The organism is Sphingobacterium spiritivorum ATCC 33861, from assembly GCF_000143765.1.
Classification (GTDB): Bacteria; Bacteroidota; Bacteroidia; order Sphingobacteriales; family Sphingobacteriaceae; genus Sphingobacterium; species Sphingobacterium spiritivorum.
Window position 1 is genome coordinate 2,096,775 of record NZ_GL379770.1, and the last position, 26,173, is coordinate 2,122,947.

30 protein-coding genes are annotated in these 26,173 nt (G+C 41.8%); 10 read left to right on the forward strand and 20 right to left on the reverse strand.

Going from position 1 to position 26,173, the window contains the following annotated elements:
* Positions 1-93 precede the first annotated feature (93 nt).
* Positions 94-2,175, forward strand: coding sequence for a 3-hydroxyacyl-CoA dehydrogenase NAD-binding domain-containing protein (locus HMPREF0766_RS09165; protein ID WP_002995940.1), 2,082 nt, complete (start codon positions 94-96; stop codon positions 2,173-2,175).
* Between the two features lie 384 nt (positions 2,176-2,559).
* On the opposite strand, the gene HMPREF0766_RS09170 is transcribed toward HMPREF0766_RS09165, so the two are convergent.
* The 3 genes from HMPREF0766_RS09170 to prpB all read right to left on the reverse strand — a co-directional run bounded on the left by HMPREF0766_RS09170 (position 2,560) and on the right by prpB (position 6,105).
* The gene (locus HMPREF0766_RS09170; RefSeq protein ID WP_002995942.1) at positions 2,560-4,011 is read right to left on the reverse strand and encodes a bifunctional 2-methylcitrate dehydratase/aconitate hydratase; all 1,452 of its coding nucleotides are present in this window, start codon (positions 4,009-4,011) and stop codon (positions 2,560-2,562) included.
* A gap of 62 nt (positions 4,012-4,073) precedes the next feature.
* On the reverse strand, positions 4,074-5,228 hold the full coding sequence (gene prpC, locus HMPREF0766_RS09175; protein WP_002995944.1) for a bifunctional 2-methylcitrate synthase/citrate synthase: 1,155 nt from the start codon (positions 5,226-5,228) through the stop codon (positions 4,074-4,076).
* Positions 5,209-6,105 carry a methylisocitrate lyase gene (prpB, locus tag HMPREF0766_RS09180; protein WP_002995946.1) on the reverse strand — a complete coding sequence of 299 codons (897 nt, stop codon included), beginning with the start codon at positions 6,103-6,105 and terminating at the stop codon, positions 5,209-5,211. The genes prpC and prpB overlap by 20 nt, the downstream gene beginning before the upstream one ends.
* Before the next feature lie 369 nt (positions 6,106-6,474).
* Here prpB and HMPREF0766_RS09185 point away from each other — a divergent pair, with 369 nt between their 5' ends.
* Positions 6,475-6,681, forward strand: coding sequence for an anthrone oxygenase family protein (locus HMPREF0766_RS09185; protein ID WP_256621139.1), 207 nt, complete (start codon positions 6,475-6,477; stop codon positions 6,679-6,681).
* Between the two features lie 21 nt (positions 6,682-6,702).
* Here HMPREF0766_RS09185 and HMPREF0766_RS09190 read toward each other — a convergent pair whose 3' ends face one another.
* On the reverse strand, positions 6,703-7,320 hold the full coding sequence (locus HMPREF0766_RS09190) for a hypothetical protein (RefSeq protein WP_002995950.1): 618 nt from the start codon (positions 7,318-7,320) through the stop codon (positions 6,703-6,705).
* Between the two features lie 472 nt (positions 7,321-7,792).
* Here HMPREF0766_RS09190 and HMPREF0766_RS09195 point away from each other — a divergent pair, with 472 nt between their 5' ends.
* The 8 genes from HMPREF0766_RS09195 (at position 7,793) to HMPREF0766_RS09230 (ending at position 13,864) form a co-directional block, all read left to right on the forward strand.
* Complete coding sequence (locus tag HMPREF0766_RS09195; protein ID WP_002995956.1) at positions 7,793-8,689, forward strand: WG repeat-containing protein; 897 nt, start codon at positions 7,793-7,795, stop codon at positions 8,687-8,689.
* A 249-nt stretch (positions 8,690-8,938) separates the two neighbouring features.
* The gene (locus HMPREF0766_RS09200) at positions 8,939-10,189 is read left to right on the forward strand and encodes a site-specific integrase (protein WP_002995959.1); all 1,251 of its coding nucleotides are present in this window, start codon (positions 8,939-8,941) and stop codon (positions 10,187-10,189) included.
* A gap of 414 nt (positions 10,190-10,603) precedes the next feature.
* Positions 10,604-10,996: a single-stranded DNA-binding protein gene (locus HMPREF0766_RS09205; RefSeq protein WP_002995963.1), complete on the forward strand. Its 393-nt coding sequence runs from the start codon at positions 10,604-10,606 to the stop codon at positions 10,994-10,996.
* 42 nt (positions 10,997-11,038) lie between these two features.
* Positions 11,039-12,112 (forward strand): DUF932 domain-containing protein, encoded by a 1,074-nt coding sequence (locus HMPREF0766_RS09210; protein ID WP_002995967.1) that lies wholly within the window; start codon positions 11,039-11,041, stop codon positions 12,110-12,112.
* A gap of 52 nt (positions 12,113-12,164) precedes the next feature.
* Entirely contained in the window at positions 12,165-12,575 is a 411-nt protein-coding gene (locus tag HMPREF0766_RS09215; RefSeq protein WP_002995970.1) for a hypothetical protein, read from the forward strand.
* 2 nt (positions 12,576-12,577) lie between these two features.
* Entirely contained in the window at positions 12,578-13,066 is a 489-nt protein-coding gene (locus tag HMPREF0766_RS09220) for a DUF1281 family ferredoxin-like fold protein (RefSeq protein WP_002995973.1), read from the forward strand.
* Between the two features lie 4 nt (positions 13,067-13,070).
* Positions 13,071-13,508, forward strand: a complete 438-nt coding sequence (locus HMPREF0766_RS09225) for a hypothetical protein (RefSeq protein ID WP_002995976.1) — start codon at positions 13,071-13,073, stop codon at positions 13,506-13,508.
* Positions 13,509-13,531: 23 nt separating this feature from the next.
* Positions 13,532-13,864, forward strand: a complete 333-nt coding sequence (locus HMPREF0766_RS09230; protein WP_002995980.1) for a hypothetical protein — start codon at positions 13,532-13,534, stop codon at positions 13,862-13,864.
* Between the two features lie 250 nt (positions 13,865-14,114).
* On the opposite strand, the gene HMPREF0766_RS21840 is transcribed toward HMPREF0766_RS09230, so the two are convergent.
* From HMPREF0766_RS21840 to HMPREF0766_RS09310, 16 genes are all read right to left on the reverse strand, one after another.
* Positions 14,115-14,837 (reverse strand): response regulator, encoded by a 723-nt coding sequence (locus HMPREF0766_RS21840; protein ID WP_002995984.1) that lies wholly within the window; start codon positions 14,835-14,837, stop codon positions 14,115-14,117.
* Positions 14,838-15,117: 280 nt separating this feature from the next.
* A complete protein-coding gene (locus tag HMPREF0766_RS09240; protein ID WP_002995987.1) occupies positions 15,118-15,411 on the reverse strand; it encodes a helix-turn-helix domain-containing protein in 294 nt (97 codons plus the stop codon).
* The gene (locus HMPREF0766_RS09245) at positions 15,392-15,703 is read right to left on the reverse strand and encodes a helix-turn-helix domain-containing protein (protein WP_002995989.1); all 312 of its coding nucleotides are present in this window, start codon (positions 15,701-15,703) and stop codon (positions 15,392-15,394) included. Before HMPREF0766_RS09245 ends, HMPREF0766_RS09240 begins: the two co-directional genes overlap by 20 nt.
* Before the next feature lie 174 nt (positions 15,704-15,877).
* Complete coding sequence (locus tag HMPREF0766_RS09250) at positions 15,878-16,159, reverse strand: hypothetical protein (RefSeq protein WP_002995992.1); 282 nt, start codon at positions 16,157-16,159, stop codon at positions 15,878-15,880.
* A gap of 52 nt (positions 16,160-16,211) precedes the next feature.
* Complete coding sequence (locus tag HMPREF0766_RS09255) at positions 16,212-16,748, reverse strand: GNAT family N-acetyltransferase (RefSeq protein ID WP_002995995.1); 537 nt, start codon at positions 16,746-16,748, stop codon at positions 16,212-16,214.
* A gap of 232 nt (positions 16,749-16,980) precedes the next feature.
* Entirely contained in the window at positions 16,981-17,430 is a 450-nt protein-coding gene (locus tag HMPREF0766_RS09260) for a DUF3872 domain-containing protein (protein ID WP_002995997.1), read from the reverse strand.
* A 13-nt stretch (positions 17,431-17,443) separates the two neighbouring features.
* Positions 17,444-18,004, reverse strand: a complete 561-nt coding sequence (locus tag HMPREF0766_RS09265; RefSeq protein WP_002995999.1) for a conjugal transfer protein TraO — start codon at positions 18,002-18,004, stop codon at positions 17,444-17,446.
* Between the two features lie 27 nt (positions 18,005-18,031).
* Positions 18,032-18,925: a conjugative transposon protein TraN gene (gene traN / locus HMPREF0766_RS09270; protein ID WP_002996001.1), complete on the reverse strand. Its 894-nt coding sequence runs from the start codon at positions 18,923-18,925 to the stop codon at positions 18,032-18,034.
* A 23-nt stretch (positions 18,926-18,948) separates the two neighbouring features.
* A complete protein-coding gene (gene traM / locus HMPREF0766_RS09275; RefSeq protein WP_002996003.1) occupies positions 18,949-20,289 on the reverse strand; it encodes a conjugative transposon protein TraM in 1,341 nt (446 codons plus the stop codon).
* Entirely contained in the window at positions 20,276-20,560 is a 285-nt protein-coding gene (locus HMPREF0766_RS09280; protein WP_002996005.1) for a hypothetical protein, read from the reverse strand. Before HMPREF0766_RS09280 ends, traM begins: the two co-directional genes overlap by 14 nt.
* Before the next feature lie 17 nt (positions 20,561-20,577).
* On the reverse strand, positions 20,578-21,012 hold the full coding sequence (locus HMPREF0766_RS09285) for a hypothetical protein (protein ID WP_002996007.1): 435 nt from the start codon (positions 21,010-21,012) through the stop codon (positions 20,578-20,580).
* Between the two features lie 11 nt (positions 21,013-21,023).
* Positions 21,024-21,647 (reverse strand): conjugative transposon protein TraK, encoded by a 624-nt coding sequence (traK, locus tag HMPREF0766_RS09290; protein ID WP_002996009.1) that lies wholly within the window; start codon positions 21,645-21,647, stop codon positions 21,024-21,026.
* A gap of 25 nt (positions 21,648-21,672) precedes the next feature.
* Positions 21,673-22,668 carry a conjugative transposon protein TraJ gene (gene traJ / locus HMPREF0766_RS09295; protein ID WP_002996010.1) on the reverse strand — a complete coding sequence of 332 codons (996 nt, stop codon included), beginning with the start codon at positions 22,666-22,668 and terminating at the stop codon, positions 21,673-21,675.
* A gap of 2 nt (positions 22,669-22,670) precedes the next feature.
* On the reverse strand, positions 22,671-23,303 hold the full coding sequence (locus tag HMPREF0766_RS09300) for a DUF4141 domain-containing protein (RefSeq protein ID WP_002996013.1): 633 nt from the start codon (positions 23,301-23,303) through the stop codon (positions 22,671-22,673).
* A gap of 27 nt (positions 23,304-23,330) precedes the next feature.
* The gene (locus HMPREF0766_RS09305) at positions 23,331-25,835 is read right to left on the reverse strand and encodes a TraG family conjugative transposon ATPase (RefSeq protein WP_002996014.1); all 2,505 of its coding nucleotides are present in this window, start codon (positions 25,833-25,835) and stop codon (positions 23,331-23,333) included.
* A complete protein-coding gene (locus HMPREF0766_RS09310; protein WP_002996016.1) occupies positions 25,832-26,164 on the reverse strand; it encodes a DUF4133 domain-containing protein in 333 nt (110 codons plus the stop codon). The genes HMPREF0766_RS09305 and HMPREF0766_RS09310 overlap by 4 nt, the downstream gene beginning before the upstream one ends.
* Positions 26,165-26,173 lie beyond the last annotated feature (9 nt).

Consider the following 26,173-nt stretch of genomic DNA (forward strand, 5'->3'; position numbering starts at 1 on the left):
AGACGGAAGGACAATCACACGATTTATCTACGCTGATACTATAACAAAAACATCAAAAATTAACTCATTTTTAACACCTTAAAGCTGATCACCATGAATAAGAACCTCAAATATTTTCATACAGAACAAAATACACAAGGTATCATACTCATTCATCCGTCGACCACAGATAGTAATACAAATGAGTTGGATCAATTGGAAGAATTTATAGATATAGCGTTATTCTATCTCGGGAAGCCGGATATTAAAGGTATTATCTATCAGAATCTCTTAAGCACTAAAGAAACAGATTATAAAGCTATTTATACTATTGCTTCAGATTCTGATATTTTTGAAAAGCGTTTATCCTTTCTTCTCTCTAAAATTCCGGACTTGCAGCAGCTTAAACCCGTAATTAGTATTATACAGAATGATTGTGAGGGGTTGTCGATGGCCGCTGCACTTTGGGGCTCACGACGAATAGCCACCCGTGAAGCCCGCCTTGGTTTTTCCGAAGCCAGATACGGATTGTTTCCCGGATTCGGGGCTACTGTACTCACTTCCCGTTTATTAGATCCGGAAAAGGCTGTATCCTTTCTCACACAAGGGACTATCCTTACTGCAGTACAGGCGCAAGAGGCCGGATTGATAGATCAGGTAGTTGTTGATCTGACTGAAGCACTGGAATCAGCGCAGCAATATATACTTCAGAATCCTGTTTTACAAGTCAAAACGTCTCCTTTGCCGATCAATATAGAAGCTTTTGAAGCAAGCGCAGCACTAATTAAGAAGAGAAACCATGGTCTTATTCCAGGCATAGATCATTGTTTGCAAATGATCAGAGATGCAAGAGAATTATCATTAAGAGATGCATTGATACAAGAGGCGCAACACTACACCAAAGTCTGGAACAGCCAAGAAGCATTAAGTATGCTGCGGACACAGTATTATGGTATCAGAGAAGCTATCAGACCGGATACCTCAACAGGATTTGAGTTAAAAAAATTAGGTGTAATCGGTGCAGGTATGATGGGATCCGGAATAGCGTATGAAAGTGCACGTGCAGGTATTGATGTTTTCCTCAAAGATGTAGATCTTGCACAGGCATCAAAAGGGAAAGCCTATTCGGAGAAGGTTTGCAATAAACTTGTACAACTGGGTATCATGACTGAAAATGCACAACATCAGCTGCTCGAATATATCCATCCTACGGATCAAATGGCTGATCTGGAAAATACAGACCTGATTATAGAGGCTGTATTTGAGGATAAAGTGTTAAAAGCAGAAGTTACCACTGAGAGCCTTCCTTATCTGAATGAAAAAGGATTTTTTGCATCAAATACGACTTCTTTACCTATCAGCGAACTGGCTTCCGTATCCTCAAAGCCCGAAAATTTTATTGGAATGCATTTTTTCTCTCCGGTAGACCGTATGGCTTTGGTCGAGATTATCCGGGGCAGCAAGACGAGTGATGACACCTTAAAAAAAGCCCTTCAGGTGGCCCGGCAGTTTGGTAAAATTCCAATTGTAGTATATGATGGTCCTGCTTTTTTCACTTCCCGTATTTTTTTCAATTATCTGTTAGAAGCTATTACTATGCTTCTGGAAGGCATTCCGGCAAATGATATTGAACTACAGGCGAGATCAGCGGGTTTTGCTGTAGGTCCCCTGGCAGTTCTGGATGAGATTTCACTGTCACTTATGTTACATGTTTATGACCAGCTACCTGCGCTACATTCCAGTCAGAAAAGATGTTACAATTACCTTACAAAATTAGTAACTGCAGGTCGAAACGGACGCAAAACAGGAAAAGGTTTCTATGATTATGATTCTGTAACAGGAAAGAAAACAATCTGGCAGGATCCGGAAATAACAGAAGCAGATCACTTACCTGACGGAGAGCAGATCCGTAAAAGATTATTGCATGTCATGTCTTTGGACAGCTTTCGTTGTCTGAATGAAGGCGTATTACAACATCCTGTAGACGGAGACATCGGTTCGGTACTTGGCATCGGATACGCAGTACATACCGGAGGCGTATTCGGTCATATCGATCAGGTCGGATTACGCGACTTTGTAAATGAATGTCAGGCATTTGCTGAATTCGGGGAGCAATGGAAAATCCCTCCGGCTCTATTGCAACTGGCCGACCGAAATTTTAGTTTTTACAGTGGATTTGATTCAAACTGGAAATAAGAGTAAACAATAAAGGAGTTATTATACCTTTTCTCTCCTTTCCAAAGAGAGATGCCCGAATGGCAGAGAGGTTGATATTATAAGCTCTAAACCTCTCCCTAACCCTCTCCTTAAAAATGAGAGGGAATAGGTTAGTTTTTAAAACTGTAGTTTATACTAAAGATATCATAACTTCTCTCTGATTATTTCCTTAAAAAGTAGAGTGGATTGTATTGCAGTAACGGTATTATAACTTCTCTCTCCTTCCCAAGGAGAGATGCCCGAAGGGCAGAGAGGTTAATCATAAAACTTCAAAATCTCTCCCTAACCTTCTCCTTAGAAAGTATAGATGAACTGTTATAGCAAAGAACAAAAAAAGCCGTTGCATGCAACGGCTTTTTTTGTTTATCGCACCATCAGATCGACAAGTTGCTGTACATCTAAGGCTACAAAAGTATCGTAATCCAATGTTGATTGTATAATCTGCTTCTGTTGTTTTTCAGAGAATATGCGTGCCAGATTACGCTTGTATTTTTCGATAAGTTTAGGAATGCCTTCTTCACGACGACGAGGATGGCCGATAGGATAAGGCACATACACTTCCGGCAATACCGTTCCATCCTTCATTTCTATTGTCAAAGCATTGGCAATAGCACGTTTCTGCGGATCATGATAATCTGCTGTAAATTGCGGATCTTCCTGACAGCTCATCTTATCACGAAGTATATCTATACGCGGATCCTGCGCAATAATGTCTTCGTAATCTTCAGCGGTCAAACGGCCGAAGATCAGCGGTACAGCAACCATATACTGTATACAGTGGTCACGATCTGCCGGATTATGAAGCGGTCCTTTCTTATCAATGATACGGATTGCAGCTTCATGTGTACGGATGGTAATCCGGGCAATATCCTCTACCGTTTTACCTACAAGTGCGAGTTGCTCATGCAACTGCATAGCCGCTTCAGCAGCGGTCTGCGCATGGAATTCTGCAGGAAAAGATATTTTGAACAGAATATTTTCCATTACATAAGAACCATACGGCCGTTGAAATTTGAACGCTTGTCCTTTGAAAGAAACATCATAAAATCCCCAAACCGGTGCCGTAAGTACAGAAGGGTATCCCATTTCACCAGTTTGTGCGATAAGTGCTAACCGTACAGCACGAGAAGTTGCATCTCCGGCTGCCCAGGATTTACGGCTTCCGGTATTAGGAGCATGCCTATAGGTACGTAATGCCTGACCATCCACAAAAGCCAGAGATACAGCATTGATCAGCTCTTCCCGGTTCAGTCCGAGTAATTTACCTACTACAGCTGTGGATGCGACTTTGACCAGAATAACATGATCAAGTCCGACCTTGTTAAATGAATTTTCCAGCGCCAGTACTCCTTGTATTTCATGCGCCATCACCATAGCTTCTAATACCACTTTTGCCTTCAGGGGTTTTTCACCGTTGGCTACACGGGTACGGCTCAACCAATCTGCAGTGGCGAGAATTCCGCCCAGATTATCTGAAGGATGCCCCCATTCTGCAGCCAGCCAGGTATCATTAAAATCCAACCATCGGACAATAGTTCCGATATTAAAAGCTGCCTGTATTGGGTCCAGCTGATAAGCTGTTCCCGGGACTTTAGCTCCGTTAGGTACAATAGTTCCCGGCACAACCGGACCTAACAGTTTAGTACAAGCCGGATACGTCAATGCCTCGAATCCACAGCCAAGGGTATCCAAAAAACAATAAAATGCAGTGCGCCAGGCTACGTCACTCTCGACTTTGTAATCCAGTACATAATCTACAATATCCGTCAGTACCTGATCGGGTTGTGGTCTTTCATTAGAAATAATTGAAGCCATTTTTTATATTAAAAAAAAGTTTTAGTGTAATTGAATACTATAATAAGTTATTTTACAAATGTTTATCTTTCAGATATTGGCACAAACGCCCTGTTTTCCGGTCCGATATAATTTGCACTCGGACGTATAATCTTCCCATCCTGTCGTTGCTCAAAGACGTGGGCAGACCAACCTGTAATACGCGCCAAAACAAATAAAGGAGTAAACATCTCCGTTGGTATTCCCATTAAATGATAAGATACTGCAGAATACCAGTCCAGATTAGGAAACATTTTTTTCTCTTCCCACATGACCGTTTCCAGCCGCTCGGCAATATTGTACAGGGTCATATCTCCTGCTTCCTCAGATAATTCTCTGGCGATCATCTTAATCACCTGATTACGGGGATCTGCTATGGTATATACCGGATGTCCAAAACCAATGATAACTTCTTTATTAGCCAATCGCTTACGTATATCTGCTTCTGCCTCATCTGCGTTGGCATAACGGGTCTGAATTTCAAAAGCGACCTCATTAGCTCCGCCATGCTTAGGCCCACGCAGTGCACCTATTGCACCTGCAATACAGGAATACATATCGGATCCTGTCCCGGCTATCACACGTGCTGTAAACGTAGATGCATTAAATTCATGCTCTGCATATAAATTGAGCGAAACCTGCATCGCCCTTACCCAGGATTCGGACGGTACTGTACCGTGTAAGAGATGTAAAAAATGTCCTCCCAATGTCGCATCTGTTGTTTCTACAGCGATCTCACGTCCGTTCTGACTGAAATGGTACCAATATAACAATGCCGACCCCATAGAAGCCATTAATCTGTTGGCAATATCACGTGCTCCGGCCAGGGGATGGCTTTCTTTCTCTGGTTGAATACTTCCAAATACGGATACATAAGTCCTCAGTACATCCATAGGATGTGCGGTAGTCGGCAACTGCTTGAGGACATTCTGTAAAGCTATAGGCAGTCCCCTTTGACTGATCAACTGCGCCTGATAAGACAGCAATTGAGCCCGTGTGGGCAGGCTGCCGTATATTAAGAGATAAGCTACTTCTTCAAATGTAGCCTGATCTGCCAGATCCAGAATGTCATATCCACGGTAATGCAGATCATTACCACTCTTTCCAACTGTACTTAACGCGGTATTACCTGCCGGTACTCCCGAAAGGGCAACACTTTTCTTAGGCTTAAAGCCTGTTTCATTTGTTTCTTTCATCATACTTGGTATTGAACAATTGATCTAATCGGTTTTCATATTCATAGTAGTTTATACTTTTATAGAGCTCTTCCCTAGTCTGCATCGTATCCAGTACTGCGGCCTGGCCTCCATCCTTTCGTATATGACTGTACACATTTGCTGCTGCCTTATTAGCTGCCCGAAATGCGGAAAGCGGATACAGGACGATAGCAACCCCGGCTTCGCCCAATTCCTCTTTAGTAAATAAGGGTGTCTGCCCGAATTCCGTAATATTTGCCAGAACGGGTAATCCGGTTGCCTCACTAAAACGGGTATATTCCTCCAATGTGTGAACAGCTTCAGCAAAGATAAAGTCTGCTCCAGCTTCTTTATAGGCAACAGCCCGGTCGAGTGCTTTATCTATTCCCTCGGATGCTAATGCATCTGTACGGGCGCCGATAACAAAATTGACATCAGTACGGGCATCCACTGCGGCTTTGATTCTGTCTGCCATTTCATCCGTGCTCACGAGTTCTTTACCCGGACGATGGCCGCAGCGTTTGGCTCCTACCTGATCTTCCATATGAACCGCTGCTGCACCGGCCTTTACAAGCGAACGAATAGTACGGGCGACATTAAAAGCTGAAGGACCAAATCCTGTATCAATATCCACCATCAACGGCAGTGTACATACGTTGCTGATCCGCTCTACATCGATCAGTACATCCTGTAAATTGGTAATACCCAGATCAGGTACACCTAAAGATCCGGCAGCGACACCTCCTCCGGAGAGATAAATAGCCTTAAATCCGGCCTGTTGTGCCAGCAAAGCATGATTAGCATTGATCGCACCGACCACCTGCAATGGTTTCTCATTCTTGATTGCTTCTCTGAAAAGAAGCCCTGGTGAGTTTATCATATAATTGGAAATTGAAAATAAACAGAAAGCGATCCGGAGGATTTCAGACGTTTCTGTTTTATATCTGTATGTTGAACGCTATCAAATTTCAAGCGTCCAAACCTTCTCTTTAAAGATACAAATAAAATTTTAGCGTGTTCAATATTTAACGATGCAATTTAATCGTATCATTTATTTTAAAACGTTTAATCACGATCAATTATTACAATCTAAAAACGTTAATTGAGGAGAAAAAAAGATTAAATAAGAGGATTACCGAAGTAAAAATTTAAACATCTATATTTTAGCACCTCAATGCCATTCATTTTAATCAAAGGTACATATGTTTTAAAGAAGTAGGATCTGTGTTGCAACATCCGCTGTTGCTATATATTTGGAGTGTTTGCTGTCATGGCAATTGTAAATGTACCTCTTAATAATCGACTGGACGCTTTTCAAATTAACGATTCTACAGCGGATCAGATTCGTGAAATGCTGGATATTTTTCAAGAATGGTGGAATTTCTGGAATAACAGACGAACTTTTGCCGCTATTGTCACTATAGTTCTGGTGCTTATTTCCTGTATTACAAAATAAAAATAACGGTTCTGGAATTCTCTAATCGAGGTTGCGCTGAGAAATTTTGAGTTTGTTATAATCGGCTATATAGCGAATGAATACATCCTGATTATAGCTCTTTTCTCTTGCTAAGCTTTGAGAAAGTACAGCTTCATCTTCAATAAGTTTCAACAGGTTCTCAGCCCGTTTTTTTGTTTGTTTTCCAAACAAATCCATTCCAGAATTTGCAATTTCAACTATCTCGCCTGTAGATTTTTTCACAGCATAATACTTTACAGAGATGGAAGCAGTCGGCCCCATTACCGTCCCACGATTTCCAACTCCATAATTCCTATGTCTGGGAGAACCATTATACACCTTTTCGAAAGCATATATCGCAATTTCTCCCTCCTGTATAAGCTCTGCAAATACAGGCTTCACAACCGCCGTTTTCTCCATAGTACTTTGTACTGAAGAGGAGGCATAAATCTTATTTCCAGAGGCATTGTAAGCCCTGGAGACCTCAGCCGGTTTGTATACCTTAATTCCGTTTTTACTTTCAAATCTCAACTTATTGTCTTTTAAGGATCGGATCTTTCCGTATAGCGTATCTCCTTGCATAGTGATGATATAATCTTCTACCCGAGTCTGCGCCTGACTATAGGCATTCGAAATCATTATACAGAAGCATATTACAACTGCTGTTAAAGAGAAGGCATTATATTTCATGACGTTATATTACAATGTAAGGCTACAAAGATAAAAAAATCCGGGGAGACTAACTTTCTTATGAATTACATATCTCCCGGATGTATCTGCCCGGATCTTTTTCTACAACTACTTCATTCTTTTCCAGTTGTTGTATAATCCGGTTATGCTCTGCACTTGTTTTATTCTGACTTAGTTTTTTTGACTCTGTAAAGTCAACACCTGTAATTCAAAAGCAAGGATATCTTTCTTCATCCAGTAAGTTAAATTCCGTAACCATTTTTTTGAGTTCCATATCTTCATTATTCCCATATAAAAATAAAAGTTTTTATGCTGAGCCTCATAAAATTGTATGATAATGACAAATTAGCCAGTTTCAGGGATACAATACTTCTTCTTTATTGAGCATCTTTGTCCTAACAATATGTATTAGTATTACAATATGAAGAGAATTAATATTACGTTGGCTGCATTACTTGTTTTTTGCACCACAACATTTGCACAAAGCAAAAAAATGTTCAGAATTGATTACAGTACTTTTTCACAGGAAGAAGCAGACAACAGCCAGGATAATGAACAGGAAATTATTTTCCAGGGTTGGGTAAATAAGGATTTTATCCGCTTTTATGTACATGGGGAAGATCCGACAGTACAACTAACAAATAAAAAGACAGGCAGTTCTACGATGCTATATCCCGGACTAAAACAGTTTGGAACTATATATGGTGAAAATGAAGCTCCCGCTGACCACAATTTTGATGATCTAGATATTCAATATGTGGCAGGAAAACAAAAAACAATTGCAGGATATACCTGTAAACTTGCACAAATCAATGCTTCTGAAGATACAGATGGTGCCTATTCACTGGAAATCTGGTATACAGAACAAATCCCAAGTATTTATTGGGGAGATTACGAATTCCTAAAAAAACTTCCCGGTGCAGCACTAAGTATGAGTGTTATGGGAAGCGGTTTTATTGCCAATAAAATTGTGCAGGAAGATGTTGCAGAAACGTTGTTAACTATACCTCAGGATTACGCTGAAATGGAGGAAATTGCAGAAGAAGCTGTAGAACCTGAATCGCTGGGAGAAGGTGTCTACCAATATACAGATGAAAACACTGGATTATACGGATTGAGAGATGAAGAAGGGAATGTAATTACTCAACCTAAATTTACGTCGATACTCCACTTTTACGAAGGTAATGCAGTAGCAAGCGATGCGGATTACAACTATGGAACCATTGATCCTAAAGGCAATACGGTAATTCCATTTAATTACAGTTTCCTGTCTTTTGATACCAATAGCGAACAATATCTTTTTATAAAAAAAGATTAATAAAAAGCAAAAGTACGCAAAGCGATTAAAACCGCTACTATACAATGCTTTATAAATGTGTAGTCTTAGTTTGGAACTCGGTGTCTGATAGGTTTTGGGCTTAAATTGACAAGGTTAGGTTACTAATTCGTTACCGATTGATAAAGGCAACTATATAGCTTAACTGATTATATTTCAGTCTTTTGCACCCTTTTTTATATTCCCTTGTAACTCAATGTAATTTAATTTTAAACGTTAAACATTTGAGTTATGGAGCAGACAAAAAAATCGACGTTCAAACTGCTTTTCTATTTGAAAAAGAACGAACTGAAAAAGAACGGTAATGCCCCGGTTATGGCACGTATTACCATTGATGGAACACCGAAAACTTTCGGGACAAAGTTAGAAATTAACCCTAATAGTTGGGATTTAAAACACGGACGGGTTCAGGGCAAAAGTGCCACAGCTTTGAGCATCAACCAAAAGCTGGACAATATACGGGGACGTATCGACAAGATTTATGAAGATATGCTGAAGCACGAGGGCTTTGCAACTGCCCAAAAAGTAAAGCTCTCTTTTCTCGGTGTTGGTGTAATGGATGATGCCATATTGAAAGTTTTTAACGACCAGAATGTTGAATTTAAAAGATTGGTTGATAAAGAGGAGCGTTCACAAGGAACTTACAACAAATACATCACTGTTTACAATCATCTTACGGAATTTATAAAAGAGCGTTATCACAGGGAAGATATGGCATTTCGGGAACTGACGGCAGATTTTATCCGTGAGTTTGACTTTTACCTCCGCTACGATAAGCAATGCGCCCATAACACGGTTTGGATTTACACAATGCCTGTTATTGCTTTGGCTGAACTGGCTATCAAAAAAGGGCTGATACGTGATAATCCTTTTGAGGATTACGAAATAAGTATGGAAGAAACCGACAGAGGGTACATACTGAAAGAAGACGTTGAAAAGCTGATGATGTGTCAGGTTCCGCATAAAAGATATGAACTTGTAAAAGATATTTTTATTTTCAGTTGCTTTACAGGATTGGCTTACGCTGATATTAAGAAATTGACAAGAAGCAATATTCAATCATTCTTTGACGGTCATCAATGGATTATCAGCCGGAGAAAGAAATCTGATGTTGCTTCCAATGTTCGGTTAATGGAAATCCCTAAACGTATCATTGAGAAATATCAGGGTACAACAAGGAATGAATTTATCTTTCCGGTTCCTACCAATGCAACCTGCAATACGCACATAGGTAAATTGGTTGAAAAGGCAGAGATTATCACGGAGCAAAAAGTAACCTTTCACACCGCAAGACATACTTTTGGAACAATGTTTCTGACCGAGGGCGTACCGCTTGAAAGCCTTAGCAAAATGATGGGGCATAAAAACATTTCCACCACACAAATTTATGCTAAAATCACAAGCCAAAAAATCAGCAAGGATATGGATTTGGTTACACCGAAATTCAAAGCAATGGAAGAGGCATTTATGATGGCAATCTAATCCGCTTTTATCTAACCACAAGAAGCAGAACTTAACGGTTCTGCTTTTTTTATGCCCATACTTTTTTATTACTCCTCCTTTGTTTCAGACTATTGAAGCCTGTTCATAATTGACATAAAAATTAGGAATAGAAAATTTCCACAATCAACCGGTAAAAAGGCAGCTAAGTTATAGCGGGCAGCCATCGCACACACCCACCAATAAAAAAAACGAATGAACGGTTTCCCCCTAAAGGAACCCCCATTAAATCATTTTTTTTCTTGGTCATCGCTGTTGCCCGCTTGGATTATCTGCTTTCTTTTTTCCGGTTTTTCTTTTGGAAAATATTATGCGAAGCGGAGCAGACCACAACAGGAAGCAGGAAGCGAGAAAAGCGAACGTAACAAAATGTCAAACTTTTAAAACAGAACGATTATGAACATCATCGGACGACTAACAAGGGATGCGGAAGTAAGAACCCTTAACAACGACAAGCAAGTAGTAAACTTTTCGGTAGCGAGCAACGAAAGCTACAAGAACAAACAAGGCGAGCGTGTAGAGCAAACGACCTACTTCGATTGTGCCTACTGGCTATCTGCAAACGTGGCAAGACTGCTGACAAAAGGCACATTGGTAGAACTCACAGGGCGAGTGAATACACGAGCGTGGATAGGCAAAGACGGCGAAGCACATTCGGGGCTGAACTTTCATACCTCACAAATCAAACTGCACGGAGGTAGCAGGAGAGCCGAAACCATACAAGCTACTGCACAAGCCGAGAACAACAAGGTTACAGCACAGGGAGCAGATGACGACCTCCCATTCTAACAACGAGTATTCAATCATTTTTTAACATCAAAATTTATCAAAATGGCACATAACATTCATTTCAACGAGCAAACAGGAAAGCACAGTTTCTTTTCAGTACAGCAAAAAGCGTGGCACGGTTTGGGGCAAATCGTAGAGCAATACCCAACGAGCGAGGAAGCTATCAAATACGCAGGGTTAGATTACGATGTCGTAAAATCCCCACTGTTTACCAAAGGTTCGGGCATTATCGAAACTGCCAACGGTATAGAAATAGGTAGCACCGAATTAGAAGTACCTAACTATTTCGCTAACATACGCACCGATAACAATGCAGTATTGGGTGTAGTCGGTAAGGATTACCACATTGTACAAAATCGGGAAGCCTTTAATTTTTTTGATGCTATTGTAGGTGGTGGCGAAGGTATCCTGTACGAAACCGCAGGGGCATTGGGCAAAGGGGAACGCATCTTTATCACTGCCAAACTGCCCGATTATATCCGTGTAGGCAATGGCGATGATGTAACGGAAAAGTACATTTTTCTAACCACTTCGCACGATGGTAGCGGAAGTATTACCGCAGCATTTACGCCTATCCGTATCGTATGCCAAAACACGCTGAATGCCTCACTACGCAGTATGACCAATGTAGTCCGTATCAAACATACTTCGGGAGCAAAACAACGTATCGAGAACGCCCACAAGATTATGGGGCTTGCCAACACATTGAGCAACCAATTAGAGGGCATTTTCAATAATTGGACAAAGGTAAAAGTATCAGACCGAGAAGTAAGAAAGCTAATCCAGTTGGCACTTTGCCCGAACAAAGAAACACTTGACCTTATCAACAAAGGGGCTGACGATGAAGTTTCCACCGTGTTCAAAAACGTGGTTGATAATGCGCTTCTATATGCTATGACAGATGATGCACAACAGATGAACACGACCAAAGGGACTTTGTTCGGAGCATACAACGCTGTTACAGGCTACTTTCAGAATGTACGCAATTACAAAGATGATGAAGCCAAATTACAGAGCATTGTATTGGGTGGTACTGCCCAACTCAAATCACAGAAAGCATTTGAATTGTGTACCGCATTTGCTTTGGACGGTGCGGAAATCCTAAACCTTAATTAGATAACAACAGGCTACCGCCTTAAATGGTGGTAGCCTACTATAAAACAACAATATGAAAGCATTACATAAAATGGACAACTTAGATAAAGGCGAATTGCTTTGCAGGCTATTCCCCGAAGAAATGGCGAACATTCAGAACGCCGTAAAAAAGCAGTGCGAATACTTTCTGAAAAATGAAATTACCATTCGTGAGGGTTGGTATCAAAAGGGCTTTTTTACCGCAGAATTTTGGTACAGGCTTGTGCAGGATGCACACAGGATAATCGAGAAGAACGAGGACAAACTTCTCAAAAAACCACGCTGGTTTGCAGACCATTTTTTTGACGGATACAACGCAATATTTGCGATGCACTGCCTTATCGAATATGCACAGACAGAGGACTGTAAACCCAATCTAAAACAGGCTATACACCTAATATTCGGAAGTGAGCCTTTATTAAAAATAACCTTAAACGATAAATAATTATGCCAAATTGGTGCAACAATACGGTTGTCTTCGAGGGGAAGCCTGAAGCAATCGAACAGGTAACACAGCTATTCAAATCAATGGCTGAAAGAGAAAGGAAAGAGAATTGCGGACAACTGCCCGATTTCATAGACGACAGTAACGGCGGATATTTCTTTGAGGTTTACGAAAGCGATACGGGAATATTCAATTATCAAACAAAATGGTCGCCAAATGCGGAAGCAGTTAAGCAGATAGCCGAGCATTACAACATAGATTTCCAATTGGATTATGAGGAATTAGGTTGTTTGGTATATGGCAGGACAATGTTTTCTGACAAGCTACTCATAGATATTTATCTGGAAGACGAAGATTTTGACAGCTACGAATTAGACAAGGAAACAGACACCTACCATTTTGAGGGCAAGGAGTACGACAGCGAATGGGAAATACTCGACACTCTATTAGAACGTAAAATCGAAAATCAGTTAAACACCATTAAAATTTAGAACGATGAAACTATCCGATAAAGCGACAGCACATATTTTGGTTAAAGCCAACACCAATAGCGAATGGGATAATTGCGAGTTTGCAATTATCCATCTATCCGAAGAATGGAAACAGGAACAGGCAAAACGGCTTGCATTGGTTAAGCCGTTAGAGGGCAATCATTATTTCTGCTCAATGAACTACTATGATACGGCAGTAGATTTTTATTGCACAGGCGAAGACGATACCCCGAACATTGAAGAAATGCTAAACGATAAAGAATGGGCATTTGTGGAGCTTGACGAGGGGGAGCAGGAAATGTTTACCGCACCCGAAAACCGATTGGACTGTTACAGGCTTGTATTGCGTGCAAACGGTACAGGCTACTATACAGCATACGGCAAGCACACCAGCGAGGAATTTTGGACGGAAGAATTTTCATTAATCCAATTAACGGCTTAATCAATAAACCCCAATTTCAATTTATGACACGTTCAAATCTTCATATCAAATTGAGCAACGGCAAATCTCTTATTTGCGTTGCCGACAGCAGCAGCGCACCCGAACAGGGATATATCGTTGAAAGGCTTTTTTTGCCTTTGTTATCCCTTGACAACAGTGAGCAAGAACTCGAAATGCTTACGGAGCATTGTACAATGGATGAAAGGCGGATAAACGCAGACTACCGCTATTTAATAGACCTTACCACCAAAGAAGTAAAGTTCTTTGAAGAGCATTACAGCTACACAAAAGACACGTTCAGGAAAGGCAAGGATATAACGGAACGTTATGACGAGTATTTAAAAACCATAAGCTAAAATAGCAGCCGCCTGACCCGAAAAGTCGGGCGGCAAAAAGACAGATCCTCCCGATGGTTGGGCAGTCTTTTTGCTTTAAATTGGTGCAATCCCCTTTAGCAAAATGCGCCCTTACACAAATCCTTTCTTTTCCATTTTACCAAACAGGTTGCGACATTATTGCTTGGGATATTCATTATCCCATAATTTATTATTGGGGGATTACTTTCTTTCGTGAGTTCTGCGGAAAAGAAAGTAACAAAGAAACCTGTTATTGCGGAAACTGTTTATAGTATTCTTTTGCAATTTCGGCTACGCCAGCACTAAAATAATGTCCTCCATCATTTATAACGGTTATGGCTTTTTTAAGTTCTTCGGGGTCTGCGCCTTTCAGTATATACCCTTTTACGCCACGCTGAAGCATCTTTACTACATCCTGTACATCATCATTAATGCTAAAAGCCAGGACTTTGGTTTGCGGATATTTTTCATTCAATGCTTTAGCGGTTTCAAAACCATTCATTACCGGCATATTTATATCAACAACCATTACATCGGGAACAACTTCGATTTCCTCCATTTTTTTCATTGCCATTTTTCCATTCTCGGCTTCAAAAAGTATTTCAAAACCGAAACCCATTAGAAAATCACAAATACCCTTTCTAAGCATATCGTGGTCATCTATCATCCCTACCTTTATTATTTGTTCTTTGCTCATTTTCTTTTTGCTTAGTTTGATGAGGTTAAAAAATCCGTTGGGAGCTTTAGATAAATTCGGAGTTCGAGTAACGTAAGGTATTCCTTTATCGACCTCAATGTCCCTGACTTTAAAACGGTCAAGCCAATCTTTAAAGTGTGCTATCTCGTTAGGTTTAAAATGTACAATTTCCCCGTTTTTAAGGGATATGATAAAAACATCAATGCAGAGAGAGAACGCTGATAATTGCGTAGCAGGGTGGTCAAATTCGGGGTAAAAAATATCCTTGCCGTCCATAACTCTTAATGTTTATCAAGTTAGTGGAACCTGCAAAAAAAAGAGGCGCAGGCAACCACACTTACTGGCATTAAGGCACTGGTACGCCTGACCCCCAAATAAGCGAGCGCCCACGCCATAACGTGAGCGTTCTTACTTATTCGTTCCGGGGTTTTAAAAATTACCAGTTTCTAATGCGGAACTTAAAGCAAAAACAACTTTAAGTATTTTCTATATTTTCGACAACAAAGATACTAAACTCGTCCTTTTTTGACAGCATATAATACAAAAAAGATTACAGTCAAACAATTTTTTGTGAAATGTAATTTTGCTCCAGTATAGTCAGGATATCGCTTTCCTTATAAATAATCTTACCGCCTATTTGTATATACGGCAGTATATTATCATCACGGTACTGCTGTAAAGTGCGTTTGCTGATATGGAGCAGCTTGCACACATCTTCGCCCGAAAGGTAAATTTCTCCGTTCATTACAGGGCGGTAGTTTTTCAATATGCTTTCGATACGGGTTCTTAGCTGTGTTATCATTTCCTGATGGGCAATGATTTCTTCATTGTCATTCGTGAATAAATCCATTTTCGGCAGTATTGTACGGTTGTCCGGCTTCGAGCAAAGCCTGTACATCCGAGCGTTTATAATAATTTTTACGGTTCAGTCTGGAATAAGGCAATAACCCTTTGTCCTTATACGTCTGCAAAGTCCGCTTGGTAATGTTCATCATCAAACACACTTCCTGGTTATCGAGCCATTGCTCTTGCGCAAAAATTGGCGTGTATTTCTGCGTGGCATTTTCGGTAAGTTCCAAAAGTGCTTTCAGCTCATTCTTCATTCCGTCCAGTGCGGATTTTTGTATTGCGATTACTTCCATTGTTTGCTCAATTTTGCTATGGAAGTTGAATTTATAAAGGCTTAGTACGGCATTGGGGAAAGTTGCAGGGTTTGGCTTTGAGAGGTAGCGTTTGGCGATTTACTAAGCCGTAAATAAAAAAATCGGATAGCTTTTGGGCTATCCGATTTGCTTAAAAAATGTATGCTGTAATAACTATCTGCGTTCGGCAGGTTGTTCTATTTTTACTTCAGGTTGTTGTTTTTCTTTTTTCTCACGCCAATAAACCCACAGCGACAACAGACCGAAAATAATCAGCCCGTAAGCTATCCATTTACCGACCCTTTCCACGAATTTAATGAAAACCGAACTTTCATAAGATGAGAAGCCCTCTGCTCCCATAGGGCTGCGCCTGTAAAACTTTCTCCGGTTAATCCAGTAGCGAAGTCCCAGTCCTGCAACCAAAAATATAATACCTATTACCAATGATGCAACCATACCAAAAATACTTTATTTCCACTGTTTGAATTTACGAAAAATATCCGTGGCATTATTCAATTTCAAACTCTTTCGGATACCGAACTACACCGCTTACATTTTGCAGCGCATTTTGCGATAGTTCTATTGCCATACAGTTTTCTTCAGGAACTTCAAATGGCAGCTTTATCCCAAATTCTTTGGTCAGCTTATAGCCAAACTTAGGGTAATAGTTTTCGTGTCCTAACAGCATCACAGAGCCAAAGCCCATTTTTTTTGCTATATCGTGGGCAGCTTGTATGAGTTTGCCGCCAATACCTTTTCCCTGATAATTCGGCAACACAGCAACAGGGGCTAACGCAAGCGAGGTGTAAGTGTTTTTATCCTTGTCTTCAATATTAATTTTTGTGAGCAATATATATCCCGCAATTTGATTATCTACTTCGGCAATAAGTGATAATTCGGGGACAAACGCATCAGAATTGCGTAACCGTTCCACCAAGAACTGTTCTTTATGGTCGCTCAATTCCTCGTTTTCAAAAGCCAGGCGAATGAGTTCAAAAACTTTTTTGAAATCTTCCTTTTCTTCCTTTCTAATTTTTATTTCCATAGTCTGTAAAATCAGCAGTTTTATAAAATGCGAAAACGGCTTACCCAAAAAGGCAAGCCGCTTTCATTGTTTATGGAAATAATAACTTACTCAAATTTGGTAAACCGAAAGGATAATACCCTTTTTCATTATTGCAAGGATAAGAAATTATTTCTTTAGCAACTATCGAATTTAAAATTAAAAACGGCTTACCCATCAGATAAGCCGTTATTTATGAATTGGAATACTGCTCTTAATCGCTGCTGTTAAACTGAAAAGTTATCTGCTTTTCGTTCCCGAAGCTGTCCGAAATCCAAACATCAAAAGATTGTGATACGGCAGACGTTGACGTGTAATACAGCCTGAACTGCTCCGTTGGTAACTGGTACAGGTCGTTGGGCTGATACGGCGGCTCATTGTAGTATTGCAACGTTCCCTGACCATCAAACTGGAAGTAGCGAAGAAAATACTGCGTGTTGCTGTAATTGCCTGTACGCTGTATGGTAATGCGTATTTCTACGGTTTGTCCGTTGGCAACATCTTTAGGCACTGGCATTACATTGACCTCGAAAGGAAAATTGTTCTGTATTTCGAGTTCATCATCTTTGCTGCAAGATACCAACGTAACCGAAGCTGTGAGGATTGCCAGGAATATATATAATGGCAGTAGCCCTGTTCTGAATTTATTGAATATTGCTATCATCGTTTTTTACGTTTTAAAAGTTAAACCTTAATCCCACACCTGCCGACGGTCGGAACTGTCGTAAATCCGTACCCCAAAAGACTTTTGTACGCCCTTGCAGGACTAATACAAATCGGTCAGAAAGGTACGTTTCAAAGGTCAGTCGTCCGCCAGCTCCGTAAATGAAATTGTCCTCGTCCAATATCTTCGCTCCGTCATACAACATCGGTTCGCCACGGTTGATGCTTTCATAACCTGCTACGGCGGTTATTCCGGCATTCAGCGTGATGTTCTTCCGGGCATCGCCCAAAAGGAAGAAGCTGTAACCGCCCTCGGCTGTAAAAGTTTCCTGCGGGATGCGGAGGTCTTTATAATCGTGGTATTGGTGCGTATATTCCAACGCCCAAAGCTGGTAATTGCCGTTCTTACCGTTCACGGTCATACCGATATTGATATAATAATCGTTGCCGATTTTATCATCGGACAGCACACCAACATTTACTTCCAACCCTTTCTGTTTCGGCAGCATTCGCTGTGCCTGTGTCGTTGTGATACCCATTAAAACGAGCATCACGGTATAGATATACTTTTTCATTTTATTACTGTTGTTTTAAATGGGTTATTAAAATTTCAGGTGCATATCGTCAATCAAACGAGCCTTGATTAAATCCGAATTTTCCACCTGCAATGTTTGATGCCTGCCGCCGTTCTTCTCGAAAATCTCAATCAGAAGTATCTTATCATCGGCAATGGTAAATTGGTCTAAGAGGAATACATTTTGCTCGGTAGATTTTCCTTTTATGCCGTCCAATGGTTTGTAAGTCCTAAGCGGTGTCAAAGGAATTTCCTGCACTACGGTACGTTTGGCAACCTTTTTATCCACCACTTTGAAATTGATAAAATCAATCTCAAACGGAACATTGGTTTTGTTACGCAGTTCGGTATGGAAATAGTATTTGCCGTTGTGTATGTAAATGCCTTTGAGGATAAACTGAATGCCGAAACTCTTAGCCCCGATATGCTTTACAATGCGCTTGTCTTTCTTGTAAATGGTTTCCAGTAACAAGCCTGCCAGTGAGGGCGAATTGTTGCCCAATTCTTCAAAAAGCACATCGTTTCCGTTGGTTCTATCTACTGATTTTTGCATTGTTAGCAGGTCATAGCTTGTTGCTTCAGGGTAGGAACTGTAATACACACTGAAACTGTAAAAACGTCCATCATTGGTAATTACTGAAAAATTCGTTTCCGGTTCAAAGTTCCTTACCGATGCTTTTACTCGTAGTACGTTTTCCGCATCTTCGGCTTTACCTGCAATCAGGTATTCGCTTCCCAAATCCACGTAACGAATGGCAGTCGGGAAAATCAAGTGCGAAGTTTTATCGTAGGTTACTTCCATTTTGTATGGTTCTATCTTGCCCAATGCAAGCGGAGTTCTGATGCTGTCCTGCGCAAAAGAATTTACGGCTAAGCCGATAGTCAGAGCAAATGCCCAAAGTGTTTTAAAAAGATTTTTCATTATAAAATTATTTTAGTTTAACATTATTGTTTTGATACAAGGAAGACCTGATGCCCTGCTTTGAGCGTAACCTTTGGTGTACGTACTTTCTTTGCGAAATAGCCCGAAATTCCTTGTACAATGCCTCTGCTTAAATCGGCAGCAACCTGTTGTCCGGCATTCTGCGTAAGCATCACGCTCGTTCCTCCTGTCTGGCTCATATTGCCCGCCATTTCGGTAAGTGCGTTCATTTCGGGCGAATACGGAACGTACAAGCCTTGCTGCCCGTCCAAATCGTAAATGGTAATATCTACGGGAATGATATTACCCTCCAGTTCTACCGAAGTAACCTTTAGCTGTAAACGACCGCCCTGAAACTTGGCATTCGCCGTTACGATAGTTCCTTTGGGAATGGTACGATTAGGCGTTTTGGCAGGCTCTAATAAACGAAGCCTTACGCCCGTTTCCCCAACAACGGTTTGTGCATCGTGTACGCAGGCTTTGATGCTGTTTTTCGGCTGTACCACCTGTTCAGTAGAACCTGCGGTATAGAAGCCCCTGTTTTTGGTCTGGTTTAAATCGTTCAAAAATTCGCTGTCTGTTGGCTCACGATACAAGGCTGATACGGTGTTTTTCCTTGTGGGCGTAAATGATACAAAATGCTCTTTTTGGCTGGCAGTCGAAGCTCCCGAAGCTGTACCGTTTGTGGGTGTGGCTTCTCCATTGCTGCTATTACCTTGCGGAAGATATTTTGCAGCCATTTGATAGGATTTCTCCATCAGGGCAAGCTGGTCATCTACTGTTGTTGCTTTAGGTACATCTTTATCAGCCAGTTTTTCTTTTAGCTCATCCAATTGCCTGCGGAGTTCCATTGTTTCTGCATTGTCGTTATTATAGAATGAGCCTAACGTGCTTTGTGTATTTCGGTAGCTGTTCAAGGCAGGATTGCCATAACGTCCCGAATTTCTGCCACTGCCATAGCCGTTGCTTTCTTCCTCTTCTACAAAATCTTCTTCGCTCTTGGCGTTGGCAGATGAGCTGTCCTCATTCCAATAATCGGATAGCGTGGTAAGGGCATTGCGTTTCTCCTGGTCTTTTTGTTCCAGCATTTCCTGCTCATACGCTTTGCCTTTGCTGTCGGGCATTCCTGCCCCGGTAGCTTGTGGAACAGCATCGTTCAGCCCGATGTTTTCGACCTCTTTTTTATCCTTTGACGGTTTAAAGATGAGGTACATACAGCCTAAGAAGACAATCGCCATCAAACCGAATATCAAGGGCTTTTTAAGGCGGTCTTTGCTGTTCTTTTTATCATCCAGCAGATTGGATGCTTTACTTTGGTCGCCTTCCTCAACGAGAATGCTGACCCTTTTTTCATTTTCTTTCATAAAACTGATTTTTTAAAATTGTTGATACACTATCCTGCAACCTTGCAGGATTTTTACTTTTGAGGACAGGGTTCTCGATATGCCTGATGTTGATGGTATCATTCGGCTTGCCCGTATCGTACACTACTTTGCCAATAACCCCTGCCGTAAGCAAGAGATAACCCACAAAAAAGTACAACGTGTATTGATGCTGCTTGCGCACTGGCAAAGCCCGCCAACGCTCATCGAGCTTATCAAAAAACCTGTCCATAGTTGCTCTTAATTTTTTCATACTTTAATGATTTTCGGTTATCGCATTTTAAACCGCCTTTTCGGGGAAGACAACTGTTCTTTAGGTTTGTCAGACACTTGGGCAATGGCTTCTTTCCTTGTCGGAACCGAGCTTGTAGAGAGGTCTGTCAGTTTGGATTGTTTCAATAATTGCCCGTATTGGTCTATCCTTTCAATATTCATCTTCTGTACATCAAAAAGACCGTCTTCATACTTTACCCACATATTGCATTCAACCTTTGGCTTATCATCGCCATTCCATTGCAGGTAAGTTGTCAGCATCATAATGTTGGGCAACATCGGTTTATCCATCCCATTTTTACAAGCCTCTAAAAACCTGCTGATGCTGTCTTTGATTTTGTCGGCATAAGCTGCCTCCGTTTGGAAATAACCGTCATACCCTTTATCGGTCAGCGTTTTTGCGAATGCGTCTAAATCAAGTAACTGTTTCATATCCTTAATTTTTAGCGTTCGATAACTTCGATGTCTTTGTTTTCTACTACCGCAAACTTTTCGATGTTAAATCCCTGCGGGTTGTTATCCGAACGAACGGAGTTGACGAGATAGCAGGAAGTAATCAGGTTACGGCGTGTTACGTTGCTCGAACGGATGATGAACTGTTTGGCATAGGTGCGCACTGCATAGGGGTAATTGTCGAAATTGCACACCACACTATCTACCTCAATTCGTTGCTGAACATTACCCGAAATGATACGGCTGTAATAGCCCTTTTCAGACAGGTCTTTGTAATAGTCGAAAGCTGATTTATCGGCAAGGTTGAACGCCCTGCTCATATTGCTTTCAATAGCGTTCTTATCGGGTGCAAGCGTGAAGAACAATTCGTGAAATCTCCTGACGTGTTCCCTTGCTTCCACAGGTCGGTTAATACTGGCATCCTGCGACAAGGCAAGCATCAGTGATTTGCCATTATCCAGCACATAGATTTTTTGCCTTTGTTCATTTGCAAAGCTGTACGATTTCCACACGGCAAATCCTACTACGCCTATGCAGAGAACGGCAAACACGATGGCATATAAACGTATCTGCCGAAAGCTGTTTTCTATATTTCTTAGCGTTTTAAATTCCATTTTTAAGAATGATTATTGTTTTACATTATTTTTTAAGTAACTGACCGCCGATGTTTCCAACCGTTGAACCAGCTCCGGCTCCGGCAAGGTTTCCTGCTTTCATTGCTGTTGAGTTTACATTGCGGGTAAAGTTTCCTGCGCCTCCAGCTTGGATTACCCAGCCTGTTACTGTCGGGATAGTGAAGTACCCGATGATGCCGATAATCATAAAGATGATGTACACCGTATTGGAGGTGTCGGGTATATAGGTCGGGTCTGAAAGCATTGCTATATCCTTTTCCAGTATCAGCGATTGTATCCTTGCCAGCATCGAACTGAACAAATCGGAAACAGGCAACCACAGGTAAACGCTCACATACCTCGTGAGCCACTGCGTGAGCGTGGACTGAAAGCCGTCCCATACGGAAATTGCAAAGGCAATCGGTCCGAGTATGGAGAGGACTATCAGGAAAAATGTTCTTATGGTATCAATAACCAAAGCCGCCGCCTGAAAGAGTATCTCCAGTAGATTGCGAAACCAATCCTTTATGGCTTTTTCTATTTGATAAGCACCCCTGTCCATATACATACCCGCCATCGTGCCGATGTCGGAGGGCGACCAGCCCAATTCATCCAGCTTCTTGTCAAACTCTTCGTCCGATACCATATAGGCGGTTTCGGGATTTCTGACCATTGCTTCATATTCCAGTTGGTCTTTCTGCTGTTGCAGCTTGTTCAGGTCAAGCACCTGGTCTTCGAGTATGGAATGTGTTCCCGTTACAACGGGGCTTAGCACTGCATTGATAGTTCCCAATACAATGGTTGGGAAAAACATAATGCAAAGCCCCAAAGCAAACGGGCGTAACAATGGGAACATATCAATAGGTTCGGCACGGCTTAAAGCCTGCCAAACCTTTAATGCCACATAGAATAATGCACCCAATCCCGCAAGACCTTTAGCCACTGCCGCCATATCGCCTGCAAGCGGCATCATATCGTCATAAAGCGAACGCAGGAGTTCGTGAAGATTATCCCATTCCATTGTTACCAGTATTTTTGGTTAGCAGTTCCGTATAGGTCAAGCACCCTTTTGGCATCGTTTTTCTTTTTCGCTCTCAGGTAGCTTACAGAAATATTTTTGTTGGTGTAATAGCGTACAAGACTGTGGTAGTCTTTTACTTCTTTGTACACACGGTCGATGATGTCCATACGCTCTTTGTCGTTCAGCGAAAGGCTGGATGAGGTTACGATTTGCTTCAGTTCTTTCAGCAGTTCGGTACTTTCATTGAGCAATGCGGAGTAGCCGTTACCGATAGCGGTCAGCTCTTGCGGCGAGAAATTGGGGTCGTTCATCATCTTGCCGAAATTCTGCACGTACATTTCCGAAACATCGCCTACCAGCAAAACCGTTTGCTGCACCTTACGGGCATCTTTCACAAGGTTGTTGACGGCTTTCAGCTTGTCGTAATATTCCTTGCCCTGTTCGTACACTTTCTTCACTTCGTTGAAGTTCTTAACCACATTGCTTACGGTGGAAGAAGTCTGTACGATTTCATTCGCACTGTTGAGAATGCCCGATGCAAGGTTTGCGGGGTCGGTTACTACCCATTGGGCTTTTGCGGACGGTGCAACGGCAAGCATTAGTGCCGTACACACCATAAAAAGGATTTTTTTCATTTTCTTGAAATTTTAAATTGTTAATGACTATTGATTTGAATTGTCACGCCGTTGCATAGCGATATGCTTAATGGCGAGTTCCACGTTTCCGTCCAGTTCAGCAGCGAGCTGCATTACTTCCATTTTTTCGGTTTCTTCGGTGGTATAGGCGAGGTATTCCTCCAAACTAACTTCGGTGGCATAGACTGCCGAGTGCGTACCACCTAAACCAATCCAGACTTCTTTGTAAAGCCTTGATGGGTCGTTGTTCATATTGATAGAAAGTACCTGCCCTTTCTCCTTATCGGTAAGCCCCAGCATTGCCTGTATATCGTCAAACTTATTCATATACTTGCGCTGGTCTAAGAGGATTTTACAATCGGAGTTGTTGATGATACTTTCTTTCACAATGGGCGACTGGATAATATCATCGACCTCTTGCGTTACGACAATCGCTTCTCCGAAGAATTTGCGAACGGTCTTAAAGAGGTACTTGATGTATTCCGCCATTCCCTCTTTGGCAATCGCTTTCCAAGCCTCTTCAATCAGGATGAGCTTACGGATACCTTTCAGTCGGCGCATCTTGTTGATGAACACCTCCATAATGATAATCGTGACTATGGGAAAGAGGATTTTGTGGTCTTTGATGGCATCAATTTCAAACACGATAAAGCGTTTGGAAAGCAGGTCTAACTGCTTGTTTGAGTTCAGCAGGTAATCGTATTCGCCGCCTTTGTAATAAGGCTCTAATACGTTGAGGAAATTGGCAATGTCAAAGTCTTTTTCCCTTACCTGCTTTTGCTCCAATACCTTGCGGTAATCGCCTTTTACATACTCGTAGAAGCCGTTAAATGATGGGTACACGTTTTCCGTTTTGATACGCTCGATATAACCGCTAACGGCATTGGATAATGCCACTTCTTCCGAACGGGTCGGCGGTTCATCGTCCCTTTTCCAAAGCGTTAGTATCAAAGTTTTGATACTTTCACGCTTTTCAATATCGAACACGCCGTCATCGGTATAAAAAGGGTTAAAGGCAATGGGATTGTCTTCGGTATAGGTAAAATAAACCCCGTCTTCGCCTTTGGTTTTCCCCTTAATCAATTCGCACAAACCCTGATAGGAATTACCCGTATCTACCAACAGTACGTGTGCGCCCTGCTCGAAATACTGCCTTACCATATGGTTTGTGAAGAACGATTTACCCGAACCTGACGGACCAAGAATGAATTTGTTCCGGTTCGTGATAATGCCCCGTTTCATAGGCAGGTCGGAAATATCCAAATGGATAGGTTTTCCTGTAAGCCTGTCAGCCATCTTGATACCAAACGGCGAGGGCGAATTGTGGTAGTTGGTTTCTTCCGTGAAGAAGCACAGCGCAGGTTCGATAAAAGTGTAAAAACTTTCCTCACTAGGAAAGTCGCCCGCATTGCCCGGCATTCCTGCCCAATACAAAGTGGCTACGTCCGTTGTGTTGTGGCGTGGCTTACACTCCATCAGTGCCAATGCACTACCGCAATCGTTCTTTAGCTGCTTCAGTTCCGCAGGGTCTTCCGACCACGCCATAATGTTGAAGTGCGCACGGATAGAAGACAGCCCGAAGCTGTGGGCTTCGTTCAGGTACTTTTCTATCCACTCTTTGTTGATTTGGTTGGCACGGCTGTACCTCGCCAGCGAGTGCATATTCCGTGCGGACTTCTCAAACTTTTGCAGGTTGTCTTCGCTGTTATCCAAAAACAAATACTGGTTGTAGATGTGGTTGCAGCTCAACAACAACCCCACAGGTGCAGCGAACGACAAACGGCAGTCGCTACGGTCGGTAGATAGCTTTTCAAAACGTGTATCTGCCGATACCGTTCCGGGCAAATCGTCCGTATCGGACAGGGTGTGCAAAGACAACCTTTTGTTTCCGATACGGACTTCTTCAGCACCGAGTGCGATGTCCTGCATCGGCGTTCCTGCTTCCCTCGAAAGGGTAAAATACTGTTCCAGCAATCCTTGCTTTTCATTTGTACCGATGATGTCTTCTTCGCTCAATCGTTGCAGGCTCACAAAACCGCTATCGTTCACAATACGCTCAAACTGTGCTACGGCTTCCATAAAGCGATGTATCGCTTCCTTATCCCTGATTTCCTTTGGTATGAGTGTGCCTTTGCAAAGCGAACTGAAGTTGCTTTGCATACGCATACGCTCTTTGGTGGTTTTTGTCAGGAACAGGTAGCAATAGTGGTTCAGGAATGGTCGCTCGTTGAAATGGCGTTGATAAGATTTCGATAAAAAACTCTGATCTTCCTGTGCCAAATCGGGGGCGTAGCTTTCTTTGATGTACCAATCCTGTTTGTGAATGACCGTAAAATCGGGTAAGGTCTTAATCGCCTTGTGCCAAGCGGAGTGAATGGCTTCATATTCCGCAGAAGCTACCGTGAACAGTTCCGGTAAACGCACTTCAAAACAGGCGGTAATGTCCGCATCTTTGGAAAGTATGCAGTTGTTCTCTACTGCCAGCAATGGAAATTTGCTTTCCAAAGTGGAGGTCTTTGCTACATTTCTCATACGGCTTTTGGTTTAGAAGTGAATTTTAAATACCTGTGTACAGGCTTGCGGCAGATGATGTATCGAGGATGCCGTTTTCTTGCACCCACTTTCATCAGCCCGTGTTCGCCGTACTTTTGGTTCAGTGAAAAGGTCTGCCATACGATGAGCGAAGCACCCCCTGCTCCGATGAACAGGCAGATGTAAGAGTTTACGCCTGCCATATACAGTATCATCACGAGAATAAGCGTACCGAGCAGTCCGCCTGCGAAAATGAACAGGTATTGCGCTTTCAATCCTTTGAACTCTACTGTACGCCCAATGCCTTTGTTAATATTGTAACTATTCATAAGCAAAGG

Excerpts from the sequence above, each read along its gene's own strand:
- prpC (WP_002995944.1), bottom strand. The coding sequence starts at position 5,228 with ATGATGAAAGAAACAAATGAAACAGGCTTTAAGCCTAAGAAAAGTGTT.
- HMPREF0766_RS09245 (WP_002995989.1), bottom strand. The coding sequence starts at position 15,703 with ATGGAAGTAATCGCAATACAAAAATCCGCACTGGACGGAATGAAGAAT.
- HMPREF0766_RS09220 (WP_002995973.1), top strand. The coding sequence starts at position 12,578 with ATGCCAAATTGGTGCAACAATACGGTTGTCTTCGAGGGGAAGCCTGAA.
- HMPREF0766_RS09210 (WP_002995967.1), top strand. The coding sequence starts at position 11,039 with ATGGCACATAACATTCATTTCAACGAGCAAACAGGAAAGCACAGTTTC.
- traN (WP_002996001.1), bottom strand. The coding sequence starts at position 18,925 with ATGAAAAATCTTTTTAAAACACTTTGGGCATTTGCTCTGACTATCGGC.
- HMPREF0766_RS09300 (WP_002996013.1), bottom strand. The coding sequence starts at position 23,303 with ATGAAAAAAATCCTTTTTATGGTGTGTACGGCACTAATGCTTGCCGTT.
- HMPREF0766_RS09215 (WP_002995970.1), top strand. The coding sequence starts at position 12,165 with ATGAAAGCATTACATAAAATGGACAACTTAGATAAAGGCGAATTGCTT.
- HMPREF0766_RS09240 (WP_002995987.1), bottom strand. The coding sequence starts at position 15,411 with ATGGATTTATTCACGAATGACAATGAAGAAATCATTGCCCATCAGGAA.
- HMPREF0766_RS09225 (WP_002995976.1), top strand. The coding sequence starts at position 13,071 with ATGAAACTATCCGATAAAGCGACAGCACATATTTTGGTTAAAGCCAAC.
- HMPREF0766_RS09205 (WP_002995963.1), top strand. The coding sequence starts at position 10,604 with ATGAACATCATCGGACGACTAACAAGGGATGCGGAAGTAAGAACCCTT.
- HMPREF0766_RS09195 (WP_002995956.1), top strand. The coding sequence starts at position 7,793 with ATGAAGAGAATTAATATTACGTTGGCTGCATTACTTGTTTTTTGCACC.
- HMPREF0766_RS21840 (WP_002995984.1), bottom strand. The coding sequence starts at position 14,837 with ATGGACGGCAAGGATATTTTTTACCCCGAATTTGACCACCCTGCTACG.
- HMPREF0766_RS09165 (WP_002995940.1), top strand. The coding sequence starts at position 94 with ATGAATAAGAACCTCAAATATTTTCATACAGAACAAAATACACAAGGT.
- traM (WP_002996003.1), bottom strand. The coding sequence starts at position 20,289 with ATGAAAGAAAATGAAAAAAGGGTCAGCATTCTCGTTGAGGAAGGCGAC.
- HMPREF0766_RS09250 (WP_002995992.1), bottom strand. The coding sequence starts at position 16,159 with ATGGTTGCATCATTGGTAATAGGTATTATATTTTTGGTTGCAGGACTG.
- traJ (WP_002996010.1), bottom strand. The coding sequence starts at position 22,668 with ATGGAATGGGATAATCTTCACGAACTCCTGCGTTCGCTTTATGACGAT.
- HMPREF0766_RS09255 (WP_002995995.1), bottom strand. The coding sequence starts at position 16,748 with ATGGAAATAAAAATTAGAAAGGAAGAAAAGGAAGATTTCAAAAAAGTT.
- HMPREF0766_RS09190 (WP_002995950.1), bottom strand. The coding sequence starts at position 7,320 with ATGATTTCGAATGCCTATAGTCAGGCGCAGACTCGGGTAGAAGATTAT.
- HMPREF0766_RS09310 (WP_002996016.1), bottom strand. The coding sequence starts at position 26,164 with ATGAATAGTTACAATATTAACAAAGGCATTGGGCGTACAGTAGAGTTC.
- HMPREF0766_RS09285 (WP_002996007.1), bottom strand. The coding sequence starts at position 21,012 with ATGAAACAGTTACTTGATTTAGACGCATTCGCAAAAACGCTGACCGAT.
- HMPREF0766_RS09280 (WP_002996005.1), bottom strand. The coding sequence starts at position 20,560 with ATGAAAAAATTAAGAGCAACTATGGACAGGTTTTTTGATAAGCTCGAT.
- traK (WP_002996009.1), bottom strand. The coding sequence starts at position 21,647 with ATGGAATTTAAAACGCTAAGAAATATAGAAAACAGCTTTCGGCAGATA.
- prpB (WP_002995946.1), bottom strand. The coding sequence starts at position 6,105 with ATGATAAACTCACCAGGGCTTCTTTTCAGAGAAGCAATCAAGAATGAG.
- HMPREF0766_RS09170 (WP_002995942.1), bottom strand. The coding sequence starts at position 4,011 with ATGGCTTCAATTATTTCTAATGAAAGACCACAACCCGATCAGGTACTG.
- HMPREF0766_RS09260 (WP_002995997.1), bottom strand. The coding sequence starts at position 17,430 with ATGATAGCAATATTCAATAAATTCAGAACAGGGCTACTGCCATTATAT.
- HMPREF0766_RS09230 (WP_002995980.1), top strand. The coding sequence starts at position 13,532 with ATGACACGTTCAAATCTTCATATCAAATTGAGCAACGGCAAATCTCTT.
- HMPREF0766_RS09305 (WP_002996014.1), bottom strand. The coding sequence starts at position 25,835 with ATGAGAAATGTAGCAAAGACCTCCACTTTGGAAAGCAAATTTCCATTG.
- HMPREF0766_RS09200 (WP_002995959.1), top strand. The coding sequence starts at position 8,939 with ATGGAGCAGACAAAAAAATCGACGTTCAAACTGCTTTTCTATTTGAAA.
- HMPREF0766_RS09265 (WP_002995999.1), bottom strand. The coding sequence starts at position 18,004 with ATGAAAAAGTATATCTATACCGTGATGCTCGTTTTAATGGGTATCACA.